Here is a 12,624-nt window from a genome sequence, read left to right on the forward strand (position 1 = left end):
TTAAATCCGGTTGTTCATCGTTGGGTACTCATCGGGTGCCCATCAGCTTCCAACCCGCTTTCTTGGTCTCGGGTTTTCGCTCCGCTCACGCGAGCGAACTGATTACTTCTGTTACGGCATGCGGAGGAAGAACGACGGCGCAGCGAAAGGCATGCGCAAGTTGTCCCGTCCGCATTCCCCTGGCTAGACAGTCAGGGCGGGGATGCACCCACGCTCCCCGGCCGAGTAGTCGCTGTTCCTTATCCACAACGACTCCCGCATCGGTGAGTGCTAAGCGCACCAGATCCTCCCGGGCGGCACGCTGACGGCAGCCCACGCACATGCGCGGATTTTTCGCCATCATCCCACCGCCTCGAAAGTCACACCCTATCTATTTTAGCGGCAAGATGCTACTAACGCACGTCATCATGCGGATGCGGCGCGTGATCTTCCCCGTGTTCAGCGGCGCTTGCTTCAACGGCGGGGGTGGCGGGAGCGGCGCTGGGAGCGGCGCCGTCTGCGACGTCGCCACCGGAGGCTTCTTGCACATCGGATTCTTTACGAATATCGATGGACCACCCGGTGAGCTTGGCGGCCAGGCGCACATTTTGCGCTTCTTTACCGATGGCGAGGGATGCCTGCCCATCGGGAACAATGGCGCGAGCCTGGCGCTTCTCCGCGGAGAGGATATCCACCCGGCTTACTTTCGCGGGTGACAGCGAGGCAGCGATAAATACCGCCGGGTCATCGTTGTAATCAACGATGTCAATTTTCTCCCCGCCCAGTTCCGTGGTGACCGCGCGCACGCGCTGACCGTTATGGCCAATACACGCACCCTTGGCATTAACCTCCGGATCCTCGGCGTACACGGCGAGCTTGGAGCGATGCCCCGCCTCGCGCGCGAGCGCCACGAGTTCCACGGTGCCGCTAGCAATTTCAGGCACTTCGAGTTCGAAGAGACGGCGCACAAAATCCGGGTGGGTGCGCGAAAGCCGAATGGAGGCACCGCGGCTGGTGACTACCACATCTAAAACAAGGGCGCGGATGCGATCCCCGCGGTTGAGATGCTCGGTGGGAACCTGTTCTTCCGCACGCAAAATAGCTTCGTGATCCCCGACTTCCACGAGAAGATCACGGGAGAAGCTATCGCGCCCGGCCCGGCCTTGCACCACGCCGGAAATAATGTCACCCTGCTTATTTTTGAAGGAGCCGAGCACGCGATTTGCTTCGGCTTCCTTGAGACGCTGGGCGATCACGGATTTCGCCGTCGCCGTTGCGATGCGCCCAAAATCGTGCGGCGTGTCATCGAATTCACCGACGACGTTGCCTTCTTCGTCAATTTCCGGGGCCCACACCACGATTTTGCCGGTGCGCCGATCCATATCAACCCGGGCCCCGCGAATCGCACCGGGCACCCGCGCGTAAGCGTGCAACAAAGCATCTTCAATTGCTTCGACGAGTACATCGGAGCTCAGGCCAAGTTCACTTTCCAGGGCCCGCAGCTCGTTCATGTGAATTTGAATATCCACGATTTCTCCTACTCTTCCTCGCCGTCGCGATGGAATTCAATATCAACGCGGGCCCGTTCCACTCGGCCAATGGGTAAGCGCCGTTCCGCTCCCCCGTTATCTGATGCGAGAACGAGGGTATCGCCTTCAACGGCGCGCAGCCGGGTCACGATCTCATCCTCACCGGAGGGTGTCAGACGCAGCAGGCGCCCCACGGCGCGGGAAAAGTGGCGCGGCTCCACGAGCGGGCGGGTGGCACCGGGGGTGGACACTTCAAGGTTATAGGCGCCCTGGACGAGATCAACATCGTCCAAACGTGCGGAAATAAGGCGCGAAACGTCGGTGAGTTGATCCGAGCCAACACCGCCGGGGCCGCTGGGAAGATCGACGGTGACCTGAACGACGGCGCGCCCGCCGGCACGGCCCACCGTTACGCCTTCCAGGTAGAGTCCGCATTGCGAGACAAGAGGTTCAATCGCGGCGATGATTTCACCGGTCCGCTGTGCCTGACTGGATTTACGGGGCCCGGTAGAGCGGCGGTCCCGCCGCGCGGGAGGACGCGAACTCTTGGAATGACTCATGGGCTAATCCTACAGTTTCCGCGCCGCGCCGTGGTACACGGGCGTGCCAGACGGCGCCCACGGTGCAGTTAGCGTTGCCGGCGCCCACGGTGCAGGTATCACCCGCCGTTGCCAACGGCGGCACGGTGCGCCACGCACCGTTATCCGCGCGCGCACCGTTATCCGCGCGCGCACCGTCTCCAGGGCCGACGGAGATGGCACAATGTAAGCGGTTTTATTCTCGTCAAGAAAGCGGAGAATCATGGCAGCTGCACCCCGGAGCGGAGCGCCCGCTCATCGGCGCACCTCTCAGCCGGTTCGAACCACGGTGCAGCTGGTGGGCACCGCCGTGCTCGCCATTCTCATTATTGGCGCCATTCTTATTGCGATGGGAGCGCGGTGGGAACACGGTGATCCTTCTCCCAAACCCATGACGACGACGCAAGAACTGCGCCAAGGCCTCGCCGTGGCATCCCAACGGTGCTCCGCGGCCGCCACCGATCTGGCCGCCGAAGCGGGCGGCTACGCCGCGCAGGTATATCAGGATGTTGCCGAACACGCGAACGCGTGGGAGAACCAGCTGGGCGGGGTGTGGCAGGCCTGGCCGAGCGGCGCCCCGGCCGGGCATACAAATTCTCCCGAGCCTTCTCCCCTTGCTCCGGATGCTGCTGAGTTACTCGCGGAATTATCCAAGATCAGCACGGTGGCAGTGACGGCGGCAGATGCGCTACTGCCCGAACCAGAAGCTCCGGCGAAAGGTGCGGCCGCCGGTGCGTCAAGTGGTGCAGTAACTGACGCGGCAGACGGTGCGGCAGGCGGCGCAGCGAAAGGCGTCAGCCCTCGCGAGGAAATGTCCGAGGAAGCAGCCGGGGAGCGCGCGCTTTATTTAGCTATTGCACTGCGGGCAACGTGGGATGCTCAGGCCGTGGCTGAGGCTGCGGGGTTACCCGCCCCAGCTGCCTTTGGTGCCGAGGGTGCGGGTGGCCCCAGGTACGACGCCGCTCAGCTGGCACCGGCGGGCGGCGACGAGACGCTTCTCGCGGCCGCGAATACGGCCCGCCAGTGGTACGAAGTTGATGCGGCACGCCGCGGCATGGACGGGCATGCCGAACGCATGGAACGCATCGCGCGCATTGCTGATCTGGAGGAAGCCCTACTTCGGGCCGGCACCCCGGATACCCGAGCCGCCAGCGTTCCCCTCCCGGCTGTTGCGGATGATGAGCTCGCATCCGCCGCTTACGCTACGCTGATCGGTGCGCTGTGGCATAGCCCGGTTCCGGCCACGGAAGCTCTCAATTTTGCGATTGCCTTAGATGGTGCGGACGGGACCGATGGCCAGAGCCCTGGCAGCGCGGCACTCCCCGGGCTTTCGCCACACACGGCAGGCTAATTACGTTATCCCTGCGATAATCAATAACTAATAAGGTACGTTGGTTGTATGCATGCACACAACGCTTCTCTCAGCGATGAGCCAGACCGCCCCGGCCTCAACGATCCATTGCCGCGCTCAGAGGAGGACATCGCCATCGAGCGCCGCATGTCCCGCATTTTAGATCTGCTTGCCGATTATGTTCTGTGGATCCTCTTGTTACTCGCTTTTCACGTCAATAATTCACGGGCACTACTCGAGAAAAAAGTGGGCTATGGCGAGGCACTCGCCTACCAGTGGCCGCGTTTACTGGGCGCCTGCGCCGTCTTTACGGTTTTATTCGTCATCGTCAAGAAATACCGCAAGCCCGGCAGTAAACCGCCCCGTTTCGGGTTCAACCTTGAGACCGTCGCGGATATGGGGACTCTCCTGGCTTTCTGCTTCGCAGTGGGAGTGATAGGAGCGTTTTAGCCGAACGTAGCCCGACTTTATTGATCGGATCCGACCCGCCCCCCGGGCACACAAAATGCGCTTCCAGAGCATACAGATTTATGTAACTGGAAGCGCATTTTGTGGTTATCAGTTATCAGAGTCGAGCACACAGCTACCCGGCGTGGGAACGATTACTCGCCCGCTTGGGCAGCAGCCAGGATCTCCTGTACCCGTGCGGCAGCATCCGCCACCGCCACGTCTTCGGATTCCCCAGTGGCGCGGGTGCGGACTTCCACCGTCCCGTTGGCCAGGCCCCGCCCAACCACCACCGCGTAGGGCATACCGAGGAGCTCGTAATCAGCGAATTTCACCCCGGCGCTCACCTTACGGCGGTCATCAAAGAGGACTTCGATACCCGCGGCGGTCAGCTGCGTGGCTAAGTCCTCCGCGGCAGAGAAGACGGCGTCGTCCTTACCGGTAGCAAGAATATGCACCTGCGCGGGCGCGACGCCCACCGGCCAGACCAGGCCCTTCTCATCGTGGTATTGCTCTGCAATAGCGGCGAGGACGCGGGAAACACCCACACCGTAGGAGCCCATGGTGACCACGCGGGTTTTGCCGTTTTCGTCGAGCACCGTGAGGCCGAGAGCCTCGGCGTATTTGCGCCCCAGCTGGAAAATATGACCAATTTCAATACCGCGCGCGATATCGAGCGGGCCCGAGCCGTCCGGGGCCTCGTCGCCGGCGCGTACTTCGGCGGCTTCGATGGCGCCATCGGCCTCGAAATCACGCCCGTACACCAGGTTGAATACATGCTTATCCACCGCGTTGCCACCCGCGATCCAGCGCGAGCCACGGGCCACGTGGGGGTCAAGGAGGAGGCGCGCCACCGGCACCGTTGCGCCGTCGCCGGTTGCTGCACCGTCATCGGCACCGTCGGCAACGGCGCCGCCGCGGGCTTGCGGGCCAACCGCACCGGGGCCGGTATAACCCGGCACGATTCCCGGGTACTTCTCCATGTCCTCAGGAGAAGCAAGCTCCACTTCGGCCGGAGCCAAGCTGGCTTCCACACGCTTCATATCAACTTCGCGATCCCCGGGAAGGGCGATAACCACCACTTCCTTCTCGCCGTCGGGATGGGTGAGGGTCACGATAACCGACTTGAGGGTATCGGCCGCGTTCCAGGGACGATCCGAGCGGGGATGTACCCGGTTCGCCATCTCAACCAGGTCAGCAATGGTTTTCGCCCCGGGGGTGTCCACCAGCTCGGGTGCCGGAACGTCGGAGAAGTCCTGCTCCGGGAGCGGCGGCGTCGTAACCGCTTCGGTATTCGCGGCGTAACCACCCGCGGACCGGACAAAAGTATCCTCCCCAATAGCGGTGGGGAACAGGAACTCTTCCGAACGCGAGCCACCCATCGCACCGGACATGGCGGAGACAATCGCGTAAGGCAGACCCAGACGCTCGAAAATACGCTGGTAAGCCGCACGCATCGTATTGTAGGAAGCGTCCAGACCCGCCTCGTCCATATCGAAAGAATATGCATCCTTCATGACGAATTCGCGCCCGCGAATCACACCAGCGCGCGGACGGGCCTCATCGCGGTACTTCGTTTGGATCTGGTAGAGCGTGAGGGGCAGATCCTTGTAGGAAGAATAAAGATCCTTGACGAGGAGCGTGAACATTTCCTCGTGCGTGGGGGCGAGCAACATGTCGTTGCCTTTGCGGTCCGCCAGCTTGAAAAGAGTGGGGCCGTATTCGCTCCAGCGGTTTGTGGCCTCATAGGGTTCACGCGGGAGGAGCGCCGGGAAAAGTACTTCCTGAGCCCCGGATGCATCCATTTCTTCGCGGACAACCTGTTCCACTTTCCGCAGCACCCGCAGGCCCAGCGGCAGCCAGGTGTAAATACCGGGAGCCACGCGCCGCACGTACCCGCCGCGGACTAGGAGCTTATGACTGGCGACCTCGGCGTCGGCCGGGTCTTCGCGCAAGGTGCGCACAAAAAGACTAGACATTCTCAGCACGCCCGCCATTCTACCCGCTTGCCGGGAACGGCGCGGCACGGTGCATACGGAGCACAGCACCGGTGGTGGAGGGGGCGACGGCGCGGCACTGGTGGTGGACGACGCATACGGGGCGCAGCACGGTGCCTGGAGCGAATACGGCGCCCCGCCGCTAGAGGAGGACCGTCGCCCACTCCCCCGCACGGCTGAAGCCAACATGCTGGTAGAGCCGCACCGCGGCGGCATTGTAGTCATTGACGTAGAGGGAGACGGTGGGCGCATGGCGGGCACGCACCTGATCGACGACGCTCGCCATCGCTCGGGTTGCGATCCCGCGCCCGCGCAGGTCAGGAGCGGTCCATACTCCTTGGATCTGCGCCACTCCCCCGGCTAACGCACCGATATCCGCCTTGAATTCCACTCGCGGGGCGCCGGTGGCGGGGTCGATGCCCATGCGCACGAAGGTGCGGCCGGAGCGGATGAGCTCGCGAACCCGGCGCGCGTAGGTGGGCCCGTACACGGTGGGGTCGTATCCGACTTCCTCGGTGAACATAGCTACTGCCGCCGGGAAAACAGCGCCAAATTCCCAGGGTTCGGCCGGGCGCACCTGCGGATCGGGCACCACTGGAGAGGCGTGGGTCAGGGAGAGAGAATATTGGCGCGCGCGAACCTCGCGGGCGGGGCTCCAGGAGCGCTCCAGGTGCTCCCACAGCCCAAGAACCTGATCGGCCGGCCCGAGGATGGAGCAGGCTACCCGATGCCGGGACAGAATATCGTCGCCTAGTTCGCGCAGCCCCGCCGCCGAAAAGCCGAGGGGAATAATATTTCCACCATCCCAGGCGAGGGCTTCAATATCGCGGCGGTGCATCGCCGCCAGCGCCGAGGATGTTCCCACGCCCATGCGTTCCACATTGACGCGGGCGAGCACGGAGTTGATCGGGTCGCGGGCTAAAAATTCCAGGGCGCGGGATTTATCCGCGCCCGTGAGACGGCGCAGCGAGGATGCGGCTCGATGCGGCCAAATGGAGCGTTTCATCGCGGTGCGTTTACTCCACCGCAAGCAAGACGCTGACAGCCCGCTCGAGGAACACATCCACGACGGCCTCATCATAAGCATTTTTTCCGCGTGATTCCGGGAAAATAGCATCCCGTACCACTTCGGAAGTTACGGTTTCTTCACCGTCGAAATACCGGGCGAGGCGGTCAAGAAGTTCATCAACGTCCGTTTTGCGGTATCCCCAGCCTTCAGCGTCGGCAAAACGCTGCCCGGCCGGGCGTAGCAGGCGCGGATAGAGACTTTTAGCATCCTGGTAGGCGAGGTTGAGCCAGGCCTGTTCCCCGCGCGCCCCGATGGTATTAGCACGCTTGAGGTGAATAAAAGCGGCTTCAAGGCGGTCGAGAGCGGCATCCACGCGGGCCGGATCATATCCGCCGCGCTGGCGGGAAAAACCGACGCGCCGCACATCAGTCTCGTCCATATCGCCAGTTCCCCGCGAATATGCGTCTTTCGCGCGGGCGAGGAAATCATCGACCTGCTCGGTATTGTATCCGCGCGTGAGCGGACCCACTCGCTTAAACGTGCTCACAACTCACCTCACTTGTCTGTGCCAGCACCACGGTGCCGACATGCCGACCTTCCCTCTTAATGTGCCGCACTCATTTTGCCATATGCGCCCGCCACGCGCCGCTCTCGCTCACAGCGCAGCACCCACCGATACTACGGTGTGGAAATTTAGAGCGTCTTTCAGAGCACCCCTTGCGCCGCCGCGAAGAAGAGATAGCAGAACGGCGCCCAGAGCAAGATGGAATCGATGCGATCCAGCATGCCGCCGTGCCCGGGGAAAATTGCTCCCATATCTTTGACACCGAGCCAGCGCTTGAGGCGTGATTCAAGCAGATCACCGGCGGTGCAGCACACCACCGCCGCCATGCCGATGGCCAGCGCCCACCACACGCCATGCCCAAGGGCCACCGTGGCAAGAAGCAGCGCCACCACCAGGCAGGCCAGCACCGAGCCGGCCAGCCCCTCCCAGGTTTTCTTCGGGGAAATGCGCGGGGCGAGCGGATGGCGCCCGAAAAGTACCCCGGCGGCCCAGCCACCCGTGTCATTGGCAACGGGCAGGAGGATGAGCGCTGCCACCATCCACGCTGGGGAATCAAGCTGGCACAGCGCCACCGCAAAACTCCCCAGCACGCTAATCCACAGGGAAACGAAAACCGCGCAGGCGGCGTCGCTCACCTGTGCCCGCGCCCGGTCGCGTATCCCCAGCCACACGGCGCAGGCCACCACCGTCGCCCCGAAAGCCAGCATGGCAGCGCCGAGTCCGCGCCACCAGGCAAGCGCCAGTATCGCGATATTCCCGGCCAGCAGCATCGTGAGCGGCAACCGAATACGGCGCGCGAGAAACGCGCCCGCGGCCTCCCATACAGCGAAGCTGAGCGCCACCACCACGAGCACCACAAAAAGCTCGATGCGCCAGAGAACACTGAGGGCCACCAGCGCCAGCAGAATCAGCGCGGTGGGGACGGCGGCTTTGAGATTACGGCCGGCCCGCGAGGAGGTGGGGCGCGGCGGTTGCGGGGGACGCGGAGCGATTATGCTCCGCAACGAGGGGCGCGACATTAGATTTCGAGCAGGTCCTTTTCCTTGCCTTCGAGGAGCTTATCGATCTGCTCCACGAAGCTCTTCGTCAGCTTTTCCAGTTCGTCTTCGGCGCGCTTGACTTCATCTTCCCCGGCCTCGCCATCTTTTTGAATAGCCTCCAGGGTGTCCTTCGCCTTGCGACGCACCGCGCGGATGGACACGCGCCCATCTTCAGCGCGGGTACGGGCCAGCTTGACGTAGTCCTTGCGGCGTTCCTCGGTCAGGGCCGGAAGGTTCACGCGCAGCACGTTGCCGTCATCGGAAGGATTAACGCCCAGGTCAGATTCGCGCAGCGCCTTGTCGATACCCTGTTTGGCACCCGGATCGAAGGGCGTGATCATCACGGTGCGCGGTTCGGGAATGGTGATGGTGGCAAGCTGCTGGAGCGGCGTGAGGGTTCCGTAGTAGTCCACCAGAATCGGGTTGAACATCCCGGCGCTGGCCCGCCCGGAGCGAATATGCGAAAATTCTTCGCTGGTTGCTTCAATAGTTTTGCCCATCTTTTCGCGGGCTTCGCGCAAAGCTTCTTCAATCATGTTTTTTCCTTCGCAGTTTCGTTCACGGCGCGTAGCTACGTGGTACGACGACGCAGCAGCGTCCACGCGCCCGATGTGACATATCTTACCGGCTTAGCGGGGCTATGCGCCCTGAGCGGAGACCACCGTTCCAATATTCTCACCGCGCAGCGCGGCGGTAACATTACCCGGCTCAGTCATCCCGAAAACCCGCATCGGCAGGGAGTTATTCCGCGCCAGGGCAAAGGCGGCGCCGTCGGCCACCTGGAGGTTGTGGGAAAGCACCGTATCGTAGCTAATGGCGCTGAGCTTTTCCGCTTCCGGATGGGTACGCGGATCGGCGGTATAGACTCCGTCTACCCCGTTCTTGCCCATGAGGAGCTCATCGCAGCGCAGTTCCAGGGCGCGCTGGGCGGATACGGTATCGGTGGAGAAATAGGGCATACCGGCCCCGGCGCCGAAAATAACCACCCGCCCTTTCTGGAGGTGGCGGATGGCGCGCAGGGGAATATACGGTTCGGCAATCTGGGTCATCTGGATCGCGGTTTGCACGCGGCACTGGGTGCCGGCCTGCTCAATGAAATCCTGGAGCGCGATCGCGTTCATGACGGTGCCGAGCATCCCCATATAGTCCGCCCGGGCCCGGTCCATTCCGGACTGCTGCAATTCGGCTCCGCGGAAGAAGTTTCCTCCGCCTACAACGATGGCCACTTGGATTCCCGAAGCCGCCGCTTCGGCAATTTCTCCGGCGACGCGCTGGAGCACCGTGGCATCGACACCGACGCTACCCGCCCCAAAAGTTTCTCCAGATAGTTTGAGAAGAACTCTGCGGACTCCATCCGAGCTCGCGTCATGTTCCAGTAGTGTCACCATTGCCTCCCGTCGCTCAGTTCATCGGGCTTAACCATACCAGCGCGAGCTGAGGCATAATATCCGGGTGTCTAATAAAAATACGTCTTTCGACGCCGCCACGTGGGCGGCGTCCCTGCGCGCCCTCACGCCGGGCGTGCTGCTCGCCGCTCTCATCGCGGTGGCATCCTGGGGCTTGAGTAAGTTGATGCCCCTGCTCTCTGCCATGCTCTTCGCCATCGTACTGGGCATGCTGGTGCGTAACCTGGGACTTATTCCCCGCTCGGCCAACCGCGGTCTCACCTTCACGTCCAAGCGGGTGCTACGCACCGGAGTGGTGCTCCTGGGGCTGCGCCTGTCCATCCCCGCGATTTTGAGCCTGGGCTGGGGCACTCTCATCACCATCATCACCTGCGTGACCGCAACGATGCTCATTTCGGTGCCGCTGAGTAAACTCCTGCGGGTGCCCCATGCCTCGGCTATTCTCACCGCCGTGGGCACCTCAATCTGCGGAGCCTCCGCGGTGGCAGGAACCTCCGCCGTGGTGCGGGTTCGTAACGAAGACGAGCGTGATACCGCCGCGGCAACCGCTATTGCCTGCGTGACGCTCTTCGGCACCCTCACCCTGGTGGCACTCCCCTGGCTCGCCCACCTGCTGGATTTGAGCGCCAATCAGGCGGCTGTGTGGATGGGCGCCACTATTCACGAGGTTGGCCAGGTGGTGGCCGCCGCGAATATTTACGGTGGGGTGGCCGATACCGCTACCGCTGCAAAACTCGGGCGCGTGGTGTGCCTGGCCGCCGTTATCGCCGTGGTGGGGCTACTGGAGCGCGCCGCTAAGCAACGTGAGGCCCGCGCCGCGGGGCTGGACGGGGCGGCGCTTGATGCCCACGGGCATACCCGTAGCTCCGCTCCCCTTATCCCGCTGTTTGTGCTCGGCTTCCTTATCGCGGTGGGGATCGCCTCCGTGCTAGAAAACCAGGCTTGGGCGGCCAGCGCCTTGCAGATTCTTGGTAACGACGTTGCCAACTGGCTCCTCATCGCCGCCATGGGCGCCATGGGCGCCGGCGTCCATCTCAAGACGATTATGCATACGGGGGCACGCACCGTCCTCTTCGGTTTCCTTCTCACCTTGGTAATCGTGGGGATCGGGCTGGCTTGCGTGGCCGTTTTCGTGGTCTAGCAGCCGCGTAGCATGCGACACACGCGAAAGCGGGGGCCTCCACTCAGGAGAGCCCCCGCTTTCTTTGCCCCGTGGCCGGGAGAAATCTTGCCCAGCAGTCGGGATGGTTATGCGCCGTCCCGCCAGGAATGATCGTGTGCCCGCACCTGGGGATGCTTGCCCGTACCCGGGGCGATGGCGGTAGCGCCGTGGATTACTTGAGCGGCGCGTCGTAGACGTCGGCTGCGTCGTCGTCACGCAGATACGCAACCCAGAAGTAGGTGGCGAGGATGAAACCGCCGCCCACGATATTGCCGAGAATCACCACACCGATATTGAGGGCGACGGCGCCCGGCGTGAACGCGGCGTAGTCGGCGAGCCCGTGGCCGGAAGCGAGCACCGCTTCGGAATTCCAGAAGGCATCCCCGCCCCAGTACTTGCACATGAGGCCGAGCGGGAGCAGGAACATATTGGCGATGGAGTGCTCGAAGCCTGCGGCAACGAAGAGCGGGATGGGGCACAGGCAGGCGAGAATCTTATCCGCCGTGGACCGCCCCGATTGCGCGATCCACACGCCGGCGCACACCGCGATATTCGCGAGCACACCGAGGAGGAAGGATTCCGGGATAGAGTGCGCGGCCTTGCCCGCCGCCGTGTGGAGGGCAACTTCGCCCCATGCCCCGCCGTTGGAGAGCGCCTGGCCGGCCCCGAAGACGAGCAACGCCAGGAACAGTGCCCCAACTAGGTTTCCGGCCAGGGAGGTGCCCCAGTGAGCGAAGAAGCGCCGTGGGCGCACCCGCTTGTGGTAGAGCGGCATGACCGTCATCGTGGTTGAGGTGAAGAGGTCTGAGCCGGTCAGCACCACCAGGATGAGACCGACGGAGAAGCACAGGCCTCCCAGGACTTTCGCCGGGCCGAGCGGCGCGTCAGCCAGGCCCTGTTGCGACGTGATGTAGAAAATGTATCCCATGCCAATGAAGGCACCACCGGAGAGCGCCATCACGAAGGATCGCGTCAGCGGTTTCTTAGTTTTCTTGTATGCCGCGCGGGCGTTTTCAACCGCAAGGGTATGCGGATCAGGAATGGTTATGCTCACCTCTTACTCCTTTGTCAGTTCAGCGCCCCTCATCTTATGTGAAAGTGCCCGCTGGGAGCTATAGATATTTATGAGCAGATAGCGACGGGGCACGGCGCGGACGGCGGGGCATACGGTGCAGGCTACGGCGCTCCGGGGCGGCGGGCCAGTTCGCGGCACATCCTGGTGATCGATATGCGCCTACGGTGCCCACGGTGGGCTGGCCCCGCCCCGCGGCACGCGGGGCGCCGTCGTCGTACTAACGGCGCGCATCACTGCGCGCACACATCGCACCGCACCGGTGCCCATCAATCGCACTGCACCTGCACGCACACATAACCCACCGGCGCCCATCAATCGGGCCGCACCTGCATGCACACATAGCCGCACCTACACGCAAAGCGTCGGCTCCAAAAACAACAGAGGGCGGGACGTACTCTCGTACCTCCCGCCCTCCGGCTTCTATCGTTCTCGCAACCGAAAGCTAGGCTCCCGGCAACCGGAAACTACATTCCGGTGCGTGCACAA

General features: G+C 63.0%; 13 protein-coding genes. 3 read left to right on the forward strand and 10 right to left on the reverse strand.

Going from position 1 to position 12,624, the window contains the following annotated elements; genetic code table 11:
- Positions 1–85 precede the first annotated feature (85 nt).
- Genes ACRQHG_RS02685 through rimP form a run of 3 tightly spaced genes read right to left on the reverse strand, consistent with a single transcriptional unit; the run spans position 86 to position 2,068 of the window.
- Entirely contained in the window at positions 86–343 is a 258-nt protein-coding gene (locus ACRQHG_RS02685; RefSeq protein WP_435719421.1) for a YlxR family protein, read from the reverse strand.
- Between the two features lie 49 nt (positions 344–392).
- Positions 393–1,502: a transcription termination factor NusA gene (gene nusA, locus ACRQHG_RS02690; protein ID WP_435719480.1), complete on the reverse strand. Its 1,110-nt coding sequence runs from the start codon at positions 1,500–1,502 to the stop codon at positions 393–395.
- A 14-nt stretch (positions 1,503–1,516) separates the two neighbouring features.
- The gene (gene rimP / locus ACRQHG_RS02695; protein ID WP_087070982.1) at positions 1,517–2,068 is read right to left on the reverse strand and encodes a ribosome maturation factor RimP; all 552 of its coding nucleotides are present in this window, start codon (positions 2,066–2,068) and stop codon (positions 1,517–1,519) included.
- A gap of 241 nt (positions 2,069–2,309) precedes the next feature.
- On the opposite strand from rimP, the gene ACRQHG_RS02700 reads away from it, so the two are divergent.
- Complete coding sequence (locus ACRQHG_RS02700) at positions 2,310–3,437, forward strand: hypothetical protein (protein WP_435719422.1); 1,128 nt, start codon at positions 2,310–2,312, stop codon at positions 3,435–3,437.
- Between the two features lie 48 nt (positions 3,438–3,485).
- Complete coding sequence (locus ACRQHG_RS02705) at positions 3,486–3,887, forward strand: hypothetical protein (RefSeq protein ID WP_435719423.1); 402 nt, start codon at positions 3,486–3,488, stop codon at positions 3,885–3,887.
- 152 nt (positions 3,888–4,039) lie between these two features.
- On the opposite strand, the gene ACRQHG_RS02710 is transcribed toward ACRQHG_RS02705, so the two are convergent.
- The 6 genes from ACRQHG_RS02710 to pyrH form a co-directional block, all read right to left on the reverse strand.
- Positions 4,040–5,863, reverse strand: coding sequence for a proline--tRNA ligase (locus ACRQHG_RS02710; RefSeq protein WP_435719481.1), 1,824 nt, complete (start codon positions 5,861–5,863; stop codon positions 4,040–4,042).
- A gap of 160 nt (positions 5,864–6,023) precedes the next feature.
- The gene (locus tag ACRQHG_RS02715; RefSeq protein ID WP_435719424.1) at positions 6,024–6,887 is read right to left on the reverse strand and encodes a GNAT family N-acetyltransferase; all 864 of its coding nucleotides are present in this window, start codon (positions 6,885–6,887) and stop codon (positions 6,024–6,026) included.
- A gap of 10 nt (positions 6,888–6,897) precedes the next feature.
- Entirely contained in the window at positions 6,898–7,437 is a 540-nt protein-coding gene (locus tag ACRQHG_RS02720) for a DivIVA domain-containing protein (protein WP_051278233.1), read from the reverse strand.
- A 158-nt stretch (positions 7,438–7,595) separates the two neighbouring features.
- Positions 7,596–8,474, reverse strand: coding sequence for a phosphatidate cytidylyltransferase (locus tag ACRQHG_RS02725; RefSeq protein ID WP_435719425.1), 879 nt, complete (start codon positions 8,472–8,474; stop codon positions 7,596–7,598).
- Positions 8,474–9,031 carry a ribosome recycling factor gene (gene frr / locus ACRQHG_RS02730; RefSeq protein WP_026428541.1) on the reverse strand — a complete coding sequence of 186 codons (558 nt, stop codon included), beginning with the start codon at positions 9,029–9,031 and terminating at the stop codon, positions 8,474–8,476. Before frr ends, ACRQHG_RS02725 begins: the two co-directional genes overlap by 1 nt.
- Before the next feature lie 102 nt (positions 9,032–9,133).
- Entirely contained in the window at positions 9,134–9,883 is a 750-nt protein-coding gene (pyrH, locus tag ACRQHG_RS02735; protein WP_087070988.1) for a UMP kinase, read from the reverse strand.
- A 64-nt stretch (positions 9,884–9,947) separates the two neighbouring features.
- Here pyrH and ACRQHG_RS02740 point away from each other — a divergent pair, with 64 nt between their 5' ends.
- Positions 9,948–11,042: a YeiH family protein gene (locus ACRQHG_RS02740; protein WP_435719426.1), complete on the forward strand. Its 1,095-nt coding sequence runs from the start codon at positions 9,948–9,950 to the stop codon at positions 11,040–11,042.
- Between the two features lie 193 nt (positions 11,043–11,235).
- On the opposite strand, the gene ACRQHG_RS02745 is transcribed toward ACRQHG_RS02740, so the two are convergent.
- The gene (locus ACRQHG_RS02745) at positions 11,236–12,117 is read right to left on the reverse strand and encodes a formate/nitrite transporter family protein (protein WP_435719427.1); all 882 of its coding nucleotides are present in this window, start codon (positions 12,115–12,117) and stop codon (positions 11,236–11,238) included.
- Positions 12,118–12,624: the final 507 nt, after the last annotated feature.

The organism is Actinotignum vesiculae, assembly GCF_051267215.1.
Lineage (GTDB): Bacteria > Actinomycetota > Actinomycetes > Actinomycetales > Actinomycetaceae > Actinotignum > Actinotignum schaalii.